This is a genomic window from Stenotrophomonas maltophilia, from assembly GCF_900186865.1.
In the GTDB taxonomy this organism is placed as follows: domain Bacteria; phylum Pseudomonadota; class Gammaproteobacteria; order Xanthomonadales; family Xanthomonadaceae; genus Stenotrophomonas; species Stenotrophomonas maltophilia.
On the sequence record NZ_LT906480.1, the window covers coordinates 1,311,867 to 1,328,547 of the forward strand.

The window sequence follows — 16,681 nt, forward strand, 5'->3', positions numbered from 1 at the left end:
GTTCAGGCCTCCTTCTTGAACACCAGCATCGCCGGGCGCATCGGCGCCGGGATGATGATGTTGACCAGTTCCCAGCCCAGTTGGCCCTGGCGGCTGAGTTCGGCCTGGATGTCCTCGGGCTTGAGTACACCCATCATGGACGTCTTGACCTCGATGGTCTGGTAGCTCCAGCGCTTGCTCATTCCTTGTCCTCCGGCGATGGCTTGGGTTTCGGCAGGCGTCCTGCCTTGCGCAGGGCGTCGCGCAGTACGTATTCGATCTGCGCGTTGAGGCTGCGCAGCTCGTCGTCAGCCCAGCGCTGTGCCGCGGCCAGGACCTCGGCATTGATGCGCAGCGGATAGGCTTTCTTCTCACTCATGAAAACTCCTGGCGGGGCGGTGGGGCGCCCCGTTGCGAGGATGGCTCAGTAAAGCGAACCGGCGTTGACGATCGGTTGGGTGCCGCGGTCCGAGCACAGCACGGTCAGCAGGTTGCTGACCATGTGCGCCTTGCGTTCCTCGTCCAGCTGCACCACGCCGTTCTTCTGCAGTTCGGCCAGGGCCATCTCGACCATGCCCACCGCACCGGCAACGATGCGCGTGCGCGCGGCGATCACCGCGTTGGCCTGCTGCCGCTGCAGCATCGCCTGGGCGATCTCGGCGGCGTAGGCGAGGTGGCTGATGCGCGCGTCGATCACCTGCACACCGGCATCGGCCAGGCGCTCGGCCAGCTCGTTCTTCAGGTGCTGGGAGATCTCGCTGGCGTGGCTGCGCAGGGCCAGCTGGCCATCCTCGTGCTGGTCGTAGGGATAGCTGGTGGCCATCGCACGCAGCGCCGATTCGGACTGGATGTGCACGAAGCTCTCGTAATCGTCGACGTTGTAGACCGCCTCCGAGGCATCGACCACCTGCCAGACGATCACCGCGGCGATCTCGATCGGGCTGCCATCCAGCTCGTTGACCTTCAGCTTGCCGCTCTCGAAGTTGCGCACGCGCTGGCTGACCCGGCGCTTGGCAAAGAAGGGGTTGTTCCAGCGCAGGCCGTTGTCCTTCACGGTGCCCACGTACTTGCCGAACAGGCTCAGCACGGCGGCCTGGTTGGGCTGGATGGTGTACAGGCCTGCCAGGATGAACACGCCCAGCGCCACCAGCAGGGCGCCCAGCAGCATCAGCAACAGATTGGGCGAGCCGGCACTGGCCTTGGCTGCCACTCCCAGTACGAACAGGGCGGCGCCAGCGAGGGCGACGAGCAGGGCGCCGGCCAGCGTGCCGAGGCCGTTGAGGGAAGACAGCGACTTCTCTTTCATGGCGGTACGTCCTTGAGGGTTCGGAATTAAGATATCAAAGTGATATCACTTGTCCGATACCGTTCGTCGGATGCCGTGGCCGGGGCGGTCGGCCAGCTAGAATGCCCACCCGCCTTCACATCGCTGCTGGAACCGCCATGGCCAAGCTTGGAACTCCGTTGTCCCCCTCCGCCACCCGCGTGCTGCTGCTGGGCTCGGGCGAACTCGGCAAGGAGGTGGCCATCGAGCTGCAGCGGCTGGGCGTGGAGGTGATCGCCGCCGATCGCTATGCCGATGCGCCGGCCATGCAGGTCGCGCACCGTTCGCACGTGATCGACATGCTCGACGCGATGGCCCTGCGTGCGCTGATCGCCCAGGAGCAGCCGCACCTGGTGGTGCCGGAGATCGAGGCCATCCACACCGAAACCCTGGTCCAGCTGGAACAGGAACAGGAACAGGGCCTGCGGGTGATCCCGACCGCGCGCGCTGCGCGCCTGACCATGGACCGCGAAGGCATCCGCCGCCTGGCCGCCGAGACCCTGGGCCTGCCGACCTCGCCGTACCGCTTCGTCGATACCGAGGCCGAATACCGTGCTGCCGTGGCCGCCATCGGCCTGCCGTGCGTGGTCAAGCCGGTGATGTCGTCCTCGGGCAAGGGCCAGAGCACCCTGCGCAGCGAGGCGGACATCGCCCCGGCGTGGGAGTACGCGCAGACCGGTGGCCGTGCCGGTGCCGGCCGCTGCATCGTCGAAGGCTTCATCGATTTCGATTACGAGATCACCCTGCTGACCGTGCGCCATGCCGACGGCACCTCGTTCTGCGCGCCGATCGGCCATCTGCAGAAGGATGGCGACTACCGCGAAAGCTGGCAGCCGCAGCCGATGTCGAGTGCTGCGTTGGCGCGTGCCGAAGAGATCTCGCGCGCGATCACCGACGATCTCGGCGGCTGGGGCCTGTTCGGTGTGGAGCTGTTCGTGAAGGGCGACGAAGTGTGGTTCAGCGAAGTGTCGCCGCGCCCGCACGACACCGGCCTGGTGACGCTGGTATCGCAGGAGCTGAGCGAGTTCGCGCTGCATGCGCGCGCCATCCTCGGCCTGCCGATCCCGGTGATCCGCCAGAGCGGCCCGTCGGCCTCGTGTGCGTTGCTGGCGCACGGCGAAGGCGTGCCGTACTTCAACAACGTGGCCGCCGCCCTGCAGGTGCCGGATACCGCCGTGCGCCTGTTCGGCAAGCCGAGCGTGCACGGCCATCGCCGCGTGGGCGTGACCCTGGCGCGCGCGGAAACCATCGACGAAGCACGCGCCACCGCGCGTGATGCCGCCGAAGTCATCGGCGTCGAACTGCGCCCGTAAAAAAGGAGCGACGACCAACGGTCGTCGCCTACCGAAACCCGGTGCGTACCGACCGTTGGTCGGTACGCTGCTCTACCGCACGTCCACCCACACCAGGTGGTGGTCGCTGCCGTCGGCGATCTTCGCTTCCGGGCTCTCATTGGCCGGCCAGAAGATACCGCTGCCGACGTATTCGAAACCGGTCGAGGGCAGCACATAGTCCAGGCGCATGGTGCCGGACTTCGGGCCGAAGTCGCCGGTGGCGTGGAACGGTGCGCCCTTGCGCTCGATGCCCTTGGCCGCATAGGCCAGGCTGGTCTGCTCGCCGCCGACGCTGCGCGGGGTGGGGTAGCGCAGCACGCGGGCGTTCTCGATCAGTTCGACGATCGCCTCATGGCGGCCATCGCCATCGACCGGGTCATTGTTGAGGTCGCCGAGGATCACGAAGCGCGCGTCCTGCGCCAGGCCGCCGCACTGGCCCTTGTCGTCGCACAGCCACGGCTTGTCACCCTTGGACAGGTATTCCTGCCACAGGCGCAGTTCGTCGTGATTGCGCGCTGCGTTGCGCTTCTCCGGACCGTCGAACACCGGCGGGGTCGGGTGCGAGACCAGCGCATGCACCACGCCGGCCGGGGTCTTCACCGGCACGTCCCAATGCGACTTCGACGACAGGCGCAGCTGCGACCACACGTGGTCGTTGTAGAAGCTCTGGCCGGTACGTGGATCGACCGGGCGGATCGCGCCGGGCATCGCGCTCCACTTCAACAGCTGGAAGCTGCGCACCTTGGCTTCGTCGATCGGATAGCGCGACAGCACCAGCATGCCGTACTGGCCCGGGTGCAGGCCGTAGCCCCACGCGTCATTGCCACGGCTGCGGCCTTCGCCACCGACTACGCCGTTGTTGTCCAGGTCCAGCCCGCTGGGCACGCCGGTATTGACCGGTGCCAGGTAGCGGTAGGCGAAGTGCAGCGGCTTGCCGCCGCCGGGCTGGGCCACTTCCAGGTAGCGCTTCTGGAACAGGTCGGCGGCGCGATGGGCGTCGTCGAAATCGAATTCGTTCAGCAGCACCAGGTCCGGGCGCACCTGCTGCAGCACCGCGGCGATCTTGCGCGCGTGCTCGCTGTCGCCTTCCAGCTCCTTGATCAGGCCGCCGGCGTCATCGGAGTACAGTGAGGTGTTGTAGGTGGCCAGGCGCAGCGCAGCGGACGGCTTTTCGGTCATCGCAGGGGACGTGGCGAAGGCGGGGGCCGTGGCGCCGCAGAGCAGGGCCAGGGCGAGGATCAGGGAATGGCGGCGGGTCATGTTCATGGGCCGTATTGTGCACCCGGCCCGGTGTCAGCGGTTTGTCAGCGCCCGTCCAGATCGTTGTCGAAATCGTGCCAGCGGCGGCCATCGTAGGCTTCCAGCGGATGGAAGCGACGCTTGTAGTCCATCTTCTGGTGGCCGCGGATCCAGTAGCCCAGATAGACGTGCGGCAGGCCCTCGCGGCGCGCCCACTCGATCTGCTGCAGGATCGCGAAGGTGCCCAGCCCGCGCGCGGCGTGGTCCGGGTCGAAGAAGGTGTAGACCGCCGACAGCCCGTGCTCGGTGACGTCGGTCACCGCCACCCCCAGCAGCTGGCTGGGCTGGCCGTCGTGGCCGGGCAGGCGCATTTCCATGAAGCGGGTGTGCGACCAGCTGCCGATCAGGAAATGCTCGAACTCGTGCGGTCCATGGTCGTCCATGCCGCCGTTGGCGTGGCGGTGGGTGAGGTAGCGGTGATACAGCGCGAACAGGTCGTCGCGGGCGGTGGCGGCGGTGATCCGCACCTCCAGGTCGGCATTGCGGGCGGCGCAGCGGCGCTGGCTGCGGTCCGGAGCGAAGCGCGCCACCGGGATGCGCACCGCCACGCAGGCCTGGCAGTGCGCGCAGTGCGGCCGGTAGACCAGGTCGCCGCTGCGGCGGAAGCCCCAGCTCAGTGCCAGCGGATAGAGCGCACCGAGGCGGCGGTCGTTCGGGTCCAGCACCAGGTCGCGTGCCACCCGGTCCGACCAGTACCCGCAGGGGTGCTCGCCGGTCTGGAAAAGTCGCAGTTCGTCGTCTCTGTCGCCATGTATCGCCATGGGCACAGCATAGCCCCAGGTTGTCGCAGTGGCGGCGACTGTCCGGCGGATGAATGGAATCGGCAGTAGCGTCAACCGACGTCGCGCCCGGGCGTTGTTGTCCCCCGGGGGTGAAGTGATCACCCCGACGCTGTTCCCATCCCCAGGAGTGACCTCATGATCCGTACCCCCCTGCTGCTGGCCCTGCTGCTGGGCACCTCCGCTTCCGGTATCGCGCTGGCCGCCGACACCCCGACCACGCCCGCGCCGCGCCCGGCCAGGCTGGACACCAACGGCGACGGCGTCATCGACCGCAGCGAGGCCGCCGCCAACCCGCGCCTGGCCGCGAAGTTCGACGAGCTGGACAAGAACAAGGACGGCAAGCTCTCGCGCGATGAGCTGCCGCGCTGGCAGCATGGGCGACGTGGCCACGGCGGTGAGCGCTGGGCCAAGCTGGACGTCAACAAGGACGGCCGCATCAGCCGCGAGGAAGCCAAGGCCGATCCGCGCCTGGCCGCGCGCTTCGACCAGCTTGATCTGAACAAGGACGGCTACCTGGACAAGGCCGACCGCGAGCTGCGCATGAAGCAGCATCGTGATGCCTGGTTCGCTGCCGCCGACACCAACAAGGACGGCCAGCTGAGCAAGGCCGAGTTCGACGCCGCCAAGGGCCCGATGCACGGTGGCCCGCGCCATGGCGGTCCGCGTGATGGCGCTGCGCCGAAGCCGCAGCGCTGAGGTTCAATGCAGTGATTGATGACAACGCCGGCGTACTGCCGGCGTTGTCCGTTACACGTTTCCGTTGCGCATCAGCGCATATACCACCAGGCCGATCACGAATACGTTCGCCCCGATGATGCCGGTGCGCCCGTACACGGATTCGTATTTCCAGTTGGTTCCGCTGCGGCCGCGCCGCGCTGAATCGCGCGCGATCATGGGTGCCATCACGCGCTGCAGCGGCACCAGGCACTGGTAGTTCACCGTACCCAGGCCGATGACGAGAATCGCAAGTTGCAGCCAGATCGGCACCTGCAGCATCTGCGAGATCAGCAGGCTGGTGCAGACGACCATCGCGGTGAACGTATTGAGGTGCACGAAGCGTCGCACTGCTGTTCGTTCCTGCTGGGTGTCTGCGAAGCGCAGCAGGAAGCGGCCACCCAGATAGCTGCCGATGATGCCGCCGACGACGCCACCGGCAACGGTGGCCCAGTCGCTGGCGGGAATCAGGTGCAGCTGGCTGGCGGCGGCCGTCAGTGAACCCATGGCTGCCCCGCCTGCGGCACTGACGCCGCCCAGGCCCAGCTTGCTGCCGCCCACACCGACACCGGTGCCGAGCAGGATCGCTGCGCTGGCCGTGCCGGGCGCGGCCACCAGTACCATCGAAACCACCGCCGTAGCGAACGCGGCACTGGGTGCGCTGCTGCGCGCGAACTCACCGAAGCGCTGCAGCAGGCCGTCGCGCACCAGGGCACGTGCACGTGACAGGCGCTTGCGCACGGCCGCATCGCTGAGCCCGAGCAGGTCGGCGACCTGTTGCGAGCGCTGCCCTTCGCGGTAGTACAGCAGCAGGACTTCGCGGCTGTCGGCCGGCAACGCGGAAATGATGTCCTCGGCGGCGATCTCTTCTTCCACCCGCTGCAGGCGGTCGACCGCGCCCGGTGAAGGGTCGGCGGCCATGCCCATCGCCACCTCGGCGGCCTCGCCGGTCAGCGGCCGGCCACGTTGTGCACGCAGCCAATCGCGGGCCAGGTTGCGGGTGATCTGCCGAAGCCAGGGCAGGAAGCTGGTCGAACTGCGTAGCTGGTGCAGCTGCTGCCAGCCCTTGACGAAGGCTTCCTGGGCGATGTCCTCGCTGGCCTGGCGGTCGCGGGTGATGGCCAGCGCGATGGCGGTGACCGTGTTCTGGCAGGCCAGCACGATGCGGCCATAGGCGTGCTGGCAACCGCTGGCGGCGGCCGGCAGTTCGCGTTCCAGGGTCTGGTCGATCGATGCGGCGAACGTCGTCATGGCGGCGGCTCTCCTGCTGGGATTGTGTCCCATGACGGAGCCGCGCGCCCAATGTGACCGACTTTCTGTGCGGTAGTGCCGGCCGCTGGCCGGCATCCTCATGATAAAAAAGGGGATCAAGTCGTTTGTGCCTCAAACGACTTGATCCCCTCCGTCCCCTTTTTGTGGCTGCCGGCCAGCGGCCGGCACTACCCGTGCGTCATTTCGACGGCTGGATGCGGACCCGCACTTCTTCCTCTTCCGGCGCGGCCTGCGGGGCCTGTTGCGCTTGCTGCGGCTGCACCTGCGGGGCAGGGGCCGGTGCGACCGGTGCCGGGGCACCACGATGGCGCAGGCCGATCACCAGCGCCACGCCGGCGATCACCACCAGCAGGGCGATGCGGATGCGCCAGGCCCAGCTGCGGCCGCCGCTGCCCGGTTCCGGCGCGTCGCGGAAGGCGAACTCGGCGGTCGGGTGGTCGCGACGGGTGGTGTCGAGCAGGCGCGCCTCGCGCAGGATTTCACGCGCGCGCGGCTGATCGTCGGCGCGTACGATCCACACCGCTGGATAGGCGTTGGCGTTGCCCAGGTCGGTATAGCTGAACTGACCGCGGCGGCGGGTCTTGTACGAGCGCCCGTTGGTCACCTTGACGTCGATGCCATGCTCGCGCAGGAGCTCGGCCACGCCTTCGACAGTTTCCACGCGCTGGCTGCTGAAGATCTGGCGCATGGGGTTACTCCTTGGCTGGCACGGCAGCGGCCGCGGCCTGGTCGGGAACGACGCGGATCAGGCCTTCCTGCGCGGTGCTGGCCACCAGCACGCCATTGCGGGTGAAGAACTGGCCGCGGGCCAGGCCGCGCGAATCCTGCGCGCTGGGGCTGTCCAGCGAATACAGCAGCCAGTCGTCGGCGCGGAACGGGCGGTGGAACCAGATCGCGTGGTCGAGCGAGGCCATCTGCACGTGCGGGTGGTAGTAGCTGATACCGTGCGGGAAGGTCGCCGTGCCCAGCAGGTGGAAGTCGGAGGCGTAGGCCAGCAGCGCCTGGTGCAGCTCCGGCGCATCGCCCACCGGTTCGCTCAGGCGCAGCCACACCTGGTGGTAGGGCGGGCGCTTGGGTGGGTTCAGTTCGTCGCGCGGGTACACGTGGCGGAACTCGAACGGGCCACCGCGCGACAGCCAGCGCTGCACCTTGATCGGCAGGCGTTCGAGCACTTCCGCCGGCAGCGGACGATTCGGCTCGATGTCTTCCGGCTGTGGCACTTCGGGCATCTTGTGCTGGTGCTCGGCGCCGGTCTCGGCCTGCTGGAACGAGGCCGCGCAGAAGAAGATCACCTTGCCGTGCTGGATCGCGGTGACCCGGCGCACCGAGAAGCTGCCGCCATCGCGGGTGCGGTCCACGTCGTAGACGATCGGGTGGTCGATGTTGCCAGCGCGCAGGAAATAGGCGTGCAGCGAGTGCACGTGGCGGCCATTGTCGACCGTGGCCTGCGCTGCGGCCAGCGCCTGGCCCAGTACCTGCCCGCCGAACACGTACTTGGTGCCGATGTCGCGGCTCTGCCCGCGGAACAGGTTGTCCTCCAGCCGCTCCAGCGTGAGCAGGTCGATCAGCTCGGAGACGACGGGTTCGGGCGTGTCGTTCAAGGGGGGCGGCCACAGCAGTGAAGAGGCCCCGATTATACCGGTGCAGGCCGGCCCATCATCGGTAGTGCCGGCCGCTGGCCGGCAGCCTCATGAGCCTCCTGGGGCGCCTGCGGTTGCCGGCCAGCGGCCGGCACTACCGTTTACTTGCCCAGCCGGGCTACCAGGGCCTGCAGGGCGTTCTGTGCGTCCGGGGCGAACCAGGCCTCGACGAAGCGGTCCAGCTGGATCAGGTCCGGGTGCAGCGCCTCATGCAGGTCGGCACGGGCAATCGCGCGGGTCAGCAGCATCGGCTGGCGCGGCTGCTTGAGCAGGTTCTGCAGCCAGGCAATGGCGCGTGCCACCACCAGGTCTCCCTCGGCCAGCTCATCCACCAGACCGATCTGCAGCGCCTGTTCGGCCGGCACCAGCGAACCGGTGGTCAGCAGCACACCGGCGCGGTGCACGCCCACCGCACGGCGCAGCAGGCGCTGGATGCCCTCCGGCGCGATCAGGCCGACCTGCACTTCGTTCAGGCCGATGGCATACGGCCGCGACGGATCGGCGCTGCGCGCCATCACCCGGTAGTCGCAGCACAGGGCCAGCACGCAGCCACCCGCCGGGGCGTGGCCGGTGATCGCCGCGACCACCGGAATGCGGCTCTCGGCCAGCGTGCGCACGGCGCCAAAGAAGGCGTTCCAGGTGTCCAACAACTTGTGCTTGTCATCGCCATGCGAGAGCAGGTGCGGCACGTCCATGCCGCCGGTGAAGACGCGCTCGCTGCCCGACAGCACGATGCCATGCGCGTCTTCGGCCATGGCCAGCTCGATGGCATGGATCAGCTGCCGGCACAGTTCGGTGTCCAGTGCGTTGACCGGCGGCCGTGCCAGGCGCAGTTCGCGGATGGGGCCATGGTTGATCACCTCGATGAGCGTCGTCATGCTGCGGTCTCGTTGCGAAGAAGGAACCTGGGCGATGATAACCAAACCATTCGTTGGCGTACTGTGGGTCCTGTGTGCGACCGCAGCATCGGCCTCGGCCGCCGAACCGGCGTGCGTCACGGTGGAGCAGGGCTGGGCGCGATTGCCTCCGAATCCGGCAATGCCGATGACCGCCGGCTACGGCGTCATCCACAATGGCTGCAGCAAGGCGGTGGCGATCACCGGCGCGACCAGCAGCAGCTTCGGTGATGTGTCGCTGCACGAGACCACGATTGTCGACGGGGTCAGCCGGATGCGCGCGATCGAGCGCCTGCCGCTGGCAGCCGGCGCGCGTGCCGAGCTCAAGCCCGGCGGCCTGCACCTGATGCTGATGCAGGGCAAGGGCGCGCTGAAGGAAGGGCAGGTGCTGCCGCTGCGGCTGCAGCTGGAAGGTGGTAGCGAAGCGAGTGCGACGTTGACCGTGCGCAAGGCCGCGCCGTAGCGGGATGGCAGTGCCGGCCGCTGGCCGGCAACTCGGTATGCCGGCCAGCGGCCGGCACTACCAAACAGGCTTACGACCAGTCGTAAGAGAACAGCACCGTGCGGCTGACCGGCTCGTACAGCATCACGATCGCGTCGGCACCGGTGGCGCACCAGTTGTAGCCGGCTACGTCGGCCACGGCGAAGAATTTGTTGCCATTGCGGGTGATGATCACCGTTTCGGCATCGTCCGCAGCATTGGGGTCATCGGCCGCCTCGGTGAAGCCCAGTTCGAAGGCTGCGGGAATCTCCGCGGTCTCGGTCCAGTTGCCGAAACCAATGGGGCCACCCAGCGTATCCAGATAATCGCGCTCGCTGGCCTCACCCTTGCCGTAGCGCGAGTAGCAGGCGAGACGGCCGTGCGTGGCATGGTAGTCGCGGGCCTTGGCGTAGCTCTCGCGCATCTGCGCGATGTGTTCCTGTGCGTCCTTGTCCTGTACCGCATCGCCGATGAAATAGCCCTCGTTGCCGAGGAAGCGCATCTGGTTGCCGGCGGTCAGTTCGAAGGCGATCCAGTTGGTGCCGGTGAAATCGTTGTGGTGTTCTTCGGTGGTCTCGCCGATGCAGCCGTCGTACGGCTCGATCGGGCACAGCATCGTTGCCACCTGGCCAGCCAGTTCCGGGCGCAGCACGCCCAGGTCGATCTTCAGCAGCGGCAGCAGGTGCTGGCCGAGCCAGGCCTGGTCGGCGGGAAAGACGTCGGTGGGGAAGGGGACCATGCCGGGCAGCAGGTCGCGCAGTTCGGTCTTGTGGATCATGTCAGTCCTTTGATCAGTGTCGGTCGTGCCGGCCGCTGGCCGGCAACCTCATTGCAGCCAAAGCGTGCCGACCAAGGTCGGCACCCACCAGGGCGCGTCAGGTAGAGGCGCTGCGGATCGCCTGCGGCAGCGGTGCGCTCTTGCCGGTCTGGGTATCCATCCAGACCACCACCACGTTGCCATCGGAATACAGCTTCGAATCGTCCTGCTGATCGACGATGCGGTGGCCGATGGTCACGCTGCTGTTGCCCAGGCGCTCGACGAACAGCTCGACCAGGATGTCGTTGGGCCACACGATCGGCAGCCGGTAATTGACGTTGGTCGCGGCCACCACCGGGGCGATGCGGTCGGTCATCGACACGCCGTCCACGCCCAGCATCCAGCGCACGCGCGCTTCCTCCAGGTAGGAAATGTACTTGGCGTTGTTGACGTGACCCATGCTGTCCATGTCACGCCAGCGCACGCTGATCGGGATGCGGGCCAGGATCTTGTGTTCGCTGCTCATCAGGCGTCCTTCTTCTTGGTCGTGCTCTTGCTGGCCTTGCCGGTGCTCTTGGCAGCCACCGCCTTCTTCGCCACCTTGGCCGGCTTCTCAGGCTTCACCTTGCGCGGCGGGCGGGCATCGGGCTTGTTGGCCACGGCGGCCGGCTGTTCCGGGCGCGCGCTGGTAGACGGCAGCATGCGGGCCAGGAACTGGCCGGTGTACGACTGCGGGCAGGCCGCCACGTCTTCCGGCGTGCCGGTGACCAGGATGGTGCCACCGCGATGCCCGCCTTCCGGGCCCAGATCGACGATCCAGTCGGCGGTCTTGATCACGTCCAGGTTGTGCTCGATCACCACCACCGTGTTGCCCTCGTCGCGCAGCTTGTGCAGCACGCCCAGCAGCGCTTCGATGTCGTGGAAGTGCAGGCCGGTGGTCGGTTCGTCGAGGATGTACAGGGTGCGGCCGGTATCGCGGCGCGACAGTTCCTTGGACAGCTTCACGCGCTGCGCTTCACCACCAGACAGCGTGGTCGCGCTCTGGCCCAGCTTGATGTAGCTCAGGCCGACGTCGACCAGCGTTTCCAGCTTGCGCGCGATTGACGGCACCGGCTCGAACAGCTTCAGCGCATCCTCGACGGTCATTTCCAGCACGTCGTTGATGTTGAAACCCTTGTACAGGATCTCCAGCGTTTCGCGGTTGTAGCGCTTGCCATGGCAGACGTCGCAGGGCACGTACACGTCCGGCAGGAAGTGCATCTCGACCTTGATCAGGCCGTCGCCCTGGCAGGCTTCGCAGCGGCCGCCGCGCACGTTGAAGCTGAAGCGGCCCGGCGAATAGCCACGCGCGCGCGCTTCAGGCACCTGTGCGAACAGTTCGCGCAGTGGAGTGAACAGGCCGGTGTAAGTGGCCGGGTTGGAACGCGGGGTGCGGCCGATCGGCGACTGGTCGATGTCCACCACCTTGTCGAACAGGTCCAGCCCATCGATCTCCTTGTACGGGGCGATCGGGTGCGAGGAACCGTTGATCTCGTTGGCGGCCAGCGAGAACAGGGTGTCGTTGATCAGGGTCGACTTGCCCGAGCCGGACACGCCGGTCACGCAGGTCAGCAGGCCCGACGGAATCGCCAGGTCCACGCCCTTCAGGTTGTTGCCGCTGGCCCCGCGCAGGTGCAGGGTCATCTTCGGGTTCGGTTTGTGCCGGCGCGCCGGAATCTCGATCGCGCGCTTGCCGGACAGGTACTGGCCGGTCAGCGAGCGCGGGGCTTCCAGGATGTCCTGCAGGGTGCCCTGGCCGACGATCTCGCCGCCGTGCACGCCCGCGCCCGGGCCGATGTCCAGCACGTAGTCGGCCAGACGGATCGCATCCTCGTCATGCTCCACCACGATCACCGTGTTGCCCAGGTCGCGCAGGCGGGTGAGGGTGCCGAGCAGGCGTTCGTTGTCGCGCTGGTGCAGGCCGATGGACGGCTCGTCGAGCACGTACATCACGCCGACCAGGCCGGCGCCGATCTGGCTGGCCAGGCGGATGCGCTGTGCCTCACCACCGGACAGGGTGTCGGCCTTGCGCTCCAGGGTCAGGTAATCCAGGCCCACATCGACCAGGAAGCCGAGGCGTTCGCCGATTTCCTTGACGATCTTCGCGGCGATTTCGCCACGCCAGCCCGGCAGGCTCAGTTCGCTGAAGAACTTCAGCGCCTCGTCGATCGGCAGCACCACCAGGTCCGGCAGCGGGCGGTCGGCCACGAACACGTTGCGAGCCGCCTTGTTCAGGCGCGCGCCGTGGCATTCCGGGCACGGCTGCTCGCTGATGTACTTGGACAGTTCTTCGCGCACCGCCGGCGACTCGGTTTCCTTGTAGCGGCGTTCGAGGTTGGGAATGATGCCCTCGAAGCGGTGCTTGCGCTGGGTGCGGCCACCGGCTTCGGTGAAGTAGGTGAAGGTGATCGCTTCGTCGCCGCTGCCGTACAGCACGGCCTGCTGCACCTTGGCCGGCAGCGAGTTCCACGCCGCGTCGACGTCGAACCGGTAGTGCTTGGCCAGCGAAGCGATCAGCTGGAAGTAGTAGGCGTTGCGGCGGTCCCAGCCGCGCACCGCACCGGCGGCCAGCGACAGTTCGGGATGCACCACCACGCGCGAGGGGTCGAAGAACTCGGCCATGCCCAGGCCATCGCAGCCGGGGCAGGCGCCCATCGGTGCGTTGAACGAGAACAGGCGCGGTTCCAGCTCCGGCAGCGAGTAATCGCAGACCGGGCAGGAATACTTGGAGGAGAACAGCGTCGGCGCGGTTTCGGTGTTGTCCAGGCTCTGTACCGAGGCCATGCCGTCGCCCAGCTTCAGCGCGGTCTCGAAGCTCTCGGCCAGGCGCTGCTTGATGTCCTCGCGCGGGCGGAAGCGGTCGATCACCGCCTCGATGGTGTGCTTCTGGCGCAGTGCCAGCGGCGGCACCGCGTCGATTTCATGCAGCTCGCCGTCCACGCGCACACGGACGAAGCCCTGCGCACGCAGCTGGTCGAACACCTGCGCATGCTCGCCCTTGCGGTCGCGGATGACCGGCGCCAGCAGCATGTAGCGCTGTTCCGGGTCCAGCGTCAGCACCTGGTCGACCATCTGGCTGACCGTCTGCGCTTCCAGCGGATAGCCGTGGTCCGGGCAGCGCGGGGTGCCGACGCGGGCGTACAGCAGGCGCAGGTAGTCGTAGATCTCGGTGATCGTGCCGACGGTCGAACGCGGGTTGTGCGAGGTCGACTTCTGCTCGATCGAGATGGCCGGGGACAGGCCTTCGATGTGGTCCAGGTCCGGCTTTTCCATCACGCTCAGGAACTGGCGCGCATAGGCCGACAACGACTCGACATAGCGGCGCTGGCCTTCTGCATAGATGGTGTCGAACGCCAGCGAGGACTTGCCCGAGCCGGACAGGCCGGTGATCACGATCAGCTTGTCGCGGGGCAGGTCGAGGTCGAGGTTCTTCAGGTTGTGCGTCCGCGCGCCGCGGATGCGGATGAAATCCATCGCCATGGGGGATCCGGTTGTGGGGGCGTTGGCTGGGTGCCGGGCCAGCAGGGAACGGCAATCGGTCAGCCTACCGAGGTGACCAGATGGGGGCAATGGGCGACAATGCCAGCCCGGTGTCTCACCTTGTGAGACAGGCCGTCAGCCAGGGGTCAGATCCCTTTTCACGGCGTGAAAATGCTTCTGACCCCTTTCCGGTGCCGTCTCCTTCGACGTTCAGGGGTTGACTTGACCCGCCCCCGCTGATCTGCGTACAATTCCGCTCCTGTCCGCCCTCGATGGCGGCAGCTCAGACCACAATAACTACAGAGGAAGGCCTGGTCATGTACGCAGTACTGGTCACCGGCGGTAAGCAATACCGCGTGGCGCAGGGCGAAAAGCTCCGCATTGAAAAGCTCGAAGTCGAAGTCGGCAGCGAGATCAAGTTTGACAACATCCTGATGCTGGGTGACAGCGACGGCGTGAAGCTGGGCGATGCGCTGAAGGGCGCTGCCGTCACCGCCAAGGTCCTGTCCCAGGGTCGTGCTGACAAGGTCCGGATCATCAAGTTCCGTCGCCGCAAGCACCACATGAAGCGTCAGGGTCACCGTCAGTACTACACCGAAATCGAGATCACCGGCATCGCCGGCTAAGCATCAGGAGAAGCAGTCATGGCACATAAAAAGGGCGTAGGCTCCTCGCGCAACGGTCGCGACTCCAACCCGAAGTACCTGGGCGTCAAGATCTTCGGCGGCCAGGCCATCGAAGCCGGCAACATCATCGTGCGTCAGCGCGGCACCCAGTTCCACCCGGGCACCGGCGTTGGCCTGGGCCGTGACCACACCCTGTTCGCCCTCGTGGACGGCAAGGTGGAGTTCTCGGTCAAGGGCGCCAAGAAGCGTCGCACCGTCAGCATCGTCTCGGCCGACGCCTGATCCAGGCATCGCCGGCGCCCGTGCCTCGGCATGGGGGTGCTGCATGAAGAGCCCCGCTTCGGCGGGGCTTTTCGTTAGAGTTGAAGCAAGACCGGCCAGGCCGGGCTGCCGGCCATCGGCAGGCATAACATTCAAGGTGACGGCCGGCAGGCCGCGCCCATCGCAGGCATCGAAACAATGAAACTGGTAGACGAAGCAGAAATCGAAGTGTTCGCCGGCAACGGCGGCAACGGCTGCATTGGCTTCCGTCGCGAGAAGTTCATTCCGCTCGGCGGCCCGGACGGCGGCGACGGCGGTGCGGGCGGCAGCGTGTACATCCGCGCCGACGAAAACCTGAATACCCTGGTCGACTTCCGCCATGACCGCATCTTCAAGGCGCAGCGTGGCGAGAACGGCATGGGCCGCCAGGCCTACGGCAAGGGCGGCGAAGACCTGACCATCACCGTGCCGGTCGGCACCGTGGTGATCAACGTTGCCACCGATGAAGTCATCGGCGACCTGACCCAGCACGGCGACCGCCTGCTGGTGGCCAAGGGTGGCCGCGGTGGCCTGGGCAACATGCACTTCAAGAGCTCGACCAACCGCTCGCCGCGCCAGGCGCTGCCGGGCGAGCCGGGTGAGGAGCGCACGCTGAAGCTGGAGCTGAAGCTGCTGGCCGACGTCGGCCTGCTGGGCTTCCCCAACGCCGGCAAGAGCACCCTGATCCGTGCCGTTTCGGCGGCGACGCCGAAGGTGGCCGATTACCCGTTCACCACGCTGTACCCGAACCTGGGTGTGGTGAAGGTGGAAAACTACCGCAGCTTCGTGATTGCCGACATCCCGGGCCTGATCGAAGGCGCGGCCGACGGTGCCGGCCTGGGTGCGCAGTTCCTGCGCCACCTGCAGCGCACCCGCCTGCTGCTGCACCTGGTGGACATCTCGCCGATGGAGGGTGGGGTGGAAGGCATTTCCCCGGTCGAGCAGGTGCGCGCCATCGAGCGCGAGCTGGAAAAGCACGATCCGGAACTGCTGCAGAAGCCGCGCTGGCTGGTGCTGAACAAGGCTGACCTGATGTTCGAGGATGAAGCGAAGGCTGCGGCCGAGCAGATCGTCGCCGAGCTGGGCTGGAAGGAGCCGTGGTTCCTGGTCTCCGCGCTGGGCCGCGAAGGTACCTTCCCGATCATGAGCCGGATCATGGCCTTTTTCGATCGCCAGAAGGAAGAAGAGCAGGAAGCCCGTAACGCGCAGTAGAGTCGACTGTCAGTCGACTGGCGTTGGCAAAAACCCGGCTTCGGCCGGGTTTTTCATTTTCCGGTAGTGCCGGCCGCTGGCCGGCATTCCTCGGGGTTGCCGACCAGCGGCCGGCACTACCGGATCGCTGGCAACAAAAAACCCGGCCGGGGCCGGGTTCTTGTCTGCTGCCCGGCCCCGGAGGGCAGGACGGCAACGCCGGATCAGGCGGCCTTGAGGGCCTTGATGCGGTCGTTCAGGCGGCTCTTGTGGCGAGCAGCCTTGTTCTTGTGGATCAGGCCACGCGCGCTGAAGCGATCCAGGATCGGCTGGGCAACGGCGAAGGCGGCTTCGGCGCCGGCGGCATCGTTGGCGTCCAGCGCCTTGATCACTTTCTTGACAGCGGTGCGCAGCATCGAGCGCTGAGCCACGTTGCGCGCGTTGCGCACGACGGTCTGCTTGGCGCGCTTCTTGGCGGACTTGATATTGGCCACGGTGGTGGTTTCCTGAAAAAATCGGTGTTATGGGAACAGCAAGCTAGCTAGTATGATGGCGTAAGAAATGCAC

At 66.9% G+C, this 16,681-nt stretch carries 19 protein-coding genes; 6 read left to right on the plus strand and 13 right to left on the minus strand.

The genetic code is table 11. The annotated features are described in order from the left end of the window. Positions 1–2: 2 nt before the first annotated feature. From CKW06_RS06285 to CKW06_RS06295, 3 genes are read right to left on the minus strand one after another with little or no spacing between them, the layout of a single operon-like run. Entirely contained in the window at positions 3–182 is a 180-nt protein-coding gene (locus tag CKW06_RS06285) for a DUF4177 domain-containing protein (protein ID WP_005412614.1), read from the minus strand. After that, positions 179–358, minus strand: coding sequence for a type II toxin-antitoxin system antitoxin (locus CKW06_RS06290; RefSeq protein ID WP_005412615.1), 180 nt, complete (start codon positions 356–358; stop codon positions 179–181). The genes CKW06_RS06285 and CKW06_RS06290 overlap by 4 nt, the downstream gene beginning before the upstream one ends. Positions 359–403: 45 nt before the next feature. After that, positions 404–1,285, minus strand: coding sequence for an SPFH domain-containing protein (locus CKW06_RS06295; RefSeq protein ID WP_024956284.1), 882 nt, complete (start codon positions 1,283–1,285; stop codon positions 404–406). Between the two features lie 137 nt (positions 1,286–1,422). Here CKW06_RS06295 and purT point away from each other — a divergent pair, with 137 nt between their 5' ends. Continuing rightward, positions 1,423–2,616, plus strand: a complete 1,194-nt coding sequence (gene purT / locus CKW06_RS06300) for a formate-dependent phosphoribosylglycinamide formyltransferase (protein WP_024956283.1) — start codon at positions 1,423–1,425, stop codon at positions 2,614–2,616. 72 nt (positions 2,617–2,688) lie between these two features. Here the strand turns inward: purT and CKW06_RS06305 are convergent, their stop codons facing one another. Together CKW06_RS06305 and CKW06_RS06310 are read right to left on the minus strand one after the other, a co-directional pair. Continuing rightward, positions 2,689–3,903: an endonuclease/exonuclease/phosphatase family protein gene (locus tag CKW06_RS06305; protein WP_032963165.1), complete on the minus strand. Its 1,215-nt coding sequence runs from the start codon at positions 3,901–3,903 to the stop codon at positions 2,689–2,691. A 38-nt stretch (positions 3,904–3,941) separates the two neighbouring features. Continuing rightward, a complete protein-coding gene (locus CKW06_RS06310; RefSeq protein ID WP_024956281.1) occupies positions 3,942–4,697 on the minus strand; it encodes an arginyltransferase in 756 nt (251 codons plus the stop codon). Between the two features lie 156 nt (positions 4,698–4,853). Between CKW06_RS06310 and CKW06_RS06315 the strand changes: the two genes are divergently transcribed. Next, positions 4,854–5,414 carry an EF-hand domain-containing protein gene (locus tag CKW06_RS06315; protein WP_005412620.1) on the plus strand — a complete coding sequence of 187 codons (561 nt, stop codon included), beginning with the start codon at positions 4,854–4,856 and terminating at the stop codon, positions 5,412–5,414. A gap of 51 nt (positions 5,415–5,465) precedes the next feature. On the opposite strand, the gene CKW06_RS06320 is transcribed toward CKW06_RS06315, so the two are convergent. The 4 genes from CKW06_RS06320 to CKW06_RS06335 all read right to left on the minus strand — a co-directional run bounded on the left by CKW06_RS06320 (position 5,466) and on the right by CKW06_RS06335 (position 9,222). Further along, the gene (locus CKW06_RS06320) at positions 5,466–6,683 is read right to left on the minus strand and encodes an RNA polymerase sigma factor (RefSeq protein WP_024956280.1); all 1,218 of its coding nucleotides are present in this window, start codon (positions 6,681–6,683) and stop codon (positions 5,466–5,468) included. A gap of 199 nt (positions 6,684–6,882) precedes the next feature. Continuing rightward, positions 6,883–7,392 carry a hypothetical protein gene (locus CKW06_RS06325; RefSeq protein ID WP_005408550.1) on the minus strand — a complete coding sequence of 170 codons (510 nt, stop codon included), beginning with the start codon at positions 7,390–7,392 and terminating at the stop codon, positions 6,883–6,885. A gap of 4 nt (positions 7,393–7,396) precedes the next feature. Next, positions 7,397–8,305, minus strand: coding sequence for an acyl-CoA thioesterase II (gene tesB / locus CKW06_RS06330; protein ID WP_005412623.1), 909 nt, complete (start codon positions 8,303–8,305; stop codon positions 7,397–7,399). 140 nt (positions 8,306–8,445) lie between these two features. Then, the gene (locus CKW06_RS06335; protein WP_012479449.1) at positions 8,446–9,222 is read right to left on the minus strand and encodes an enoyl-CoA hydratase/isomerase family protein; all 777 of its coding nucleotides are present in this window, start codon (positions 9,220–9,222) and stop codon (positions 8,446–8,448) included. A gap of 34 nt (positions 9,223–9,256) precedes the next feature. Between CKW06_RS06335 and CKW06_RS06340 the strand changes: the two genes are divergently transcribed. Further along, positions 9,257–9,703: a copper chaperone PCu(A)C gene (locus CKW06_RS06340; RefSeq protein ID WP_005412625.1), complete on the plus strand. Its 447-nt coding sequence runs from the start codon at positions 9,257–9,259 to the stop codon at positions 9,701–9,703. 70 nt (positions 9,704–9,773) lie between these two features. Here CKW06_RS06340 and CKW06_RS06345 read toward each other — a convergent pair whose 3' ends face one another. The 3 genes from CKW06_RS06345 to uvrA form a co-directional block, all read right to left on the minus strand. Further along, on the minus strand, positions 9,774–10,499 hold the full coding sequence (locus tag CKW06_RS06345; protein WP_005412626.1) for a hypothetical protein: 726 nt from the start codon (positions 10,497–10,499) through the stop codon (positions 9,774–9,776). Between the two features lie 97 nt (positions 10,500–10,596). Beyond that, the gene (locus tag CKW06_RS06350; protein WP_024957496.1) at positions 10,597–11,004 is read right to left on the minus strand and encodes an acyl-CoA thioesterase; all 408 of its coding nucleotides are present in this window, start codon (positions 11,002–11,004) and stop codon (positions 10,597–10,599) included. Next, positions 11,004–13,997, minus strand: coding sequence for an excinuclease ABC subunit UvrA (gene uvrA, locus CKW06_RS06355; protein ID WP_024957497.1), 2,994 nt, complete (start codon positions 13,995–13,997; stop codon positions 11,004–11,006). The genes CKW06_RS06350 and uvrA overlap by 1 nt, the downstream gene beginning before the upstream one ends. Positions 13,998–14,314: 317 nt before the next feature. Here uvrA and rplU point away from each other — a divergent pair, with 317 nt between their 5' ends. The 3 genes from rplU (at position 14,315) to cgtA (ending at position 16,135) form a co-directional block, all read left to right on the plus strand. After that, positions 14,315–14,623 carry a 50S ribosomal protein L21 gene (gene rplU, locus CKW06_RS06360; RefSeq protein WP_005408557.1) on the plus strand — a complete coding sequence of 103 codons (309 nt, stop codon included), beginning with the start codon at positions 14,315–14,317 and terminating at the stop codon, positions 14,621–14,623. A gap of 18 nt (positions 14,624–14,641) precedes the next feature. After that, positions 14,642–14,905: a 50S ribosomal protein L27 gene (rpmA, locus tag CKW06_RS06365; protein WP_005408558.1), complete on the plus strand. Its 264-nt coding sequence runs from the start codon at positions 14,642–14,644 to the stop codon at positions 14,903–14,905. 177 nt (positions 14,906–15,082) lie between these two features. After that, a complete protein-coding gene (gene cgtA / locus CKW06_RS06370; protein ID WP_005408559.1) occupies positions 15,083–16,135 on the plus strand; it encodes an Obg family GTPase CgtA in 1,053 nt (350 codons plus the stop codon). 203 nt (positions 16,136–16,338) lie between these two features. Here the strand turns inward: cgtA and rpsT are convergent, their stop codons facing one another. Then, a complete protein-coding gene (gene rpsT, locus CKW06_RS06375) occupies positions 16,339–16,608 on the minus strand; it encodes a 30S ribosomal protein S20 (RefSeq protein ID WP_005408560.1) in 270 nt (89 codons plus the stop codon). Positions 16,609–16,681 lie beyond the last annotated feature (73 nt).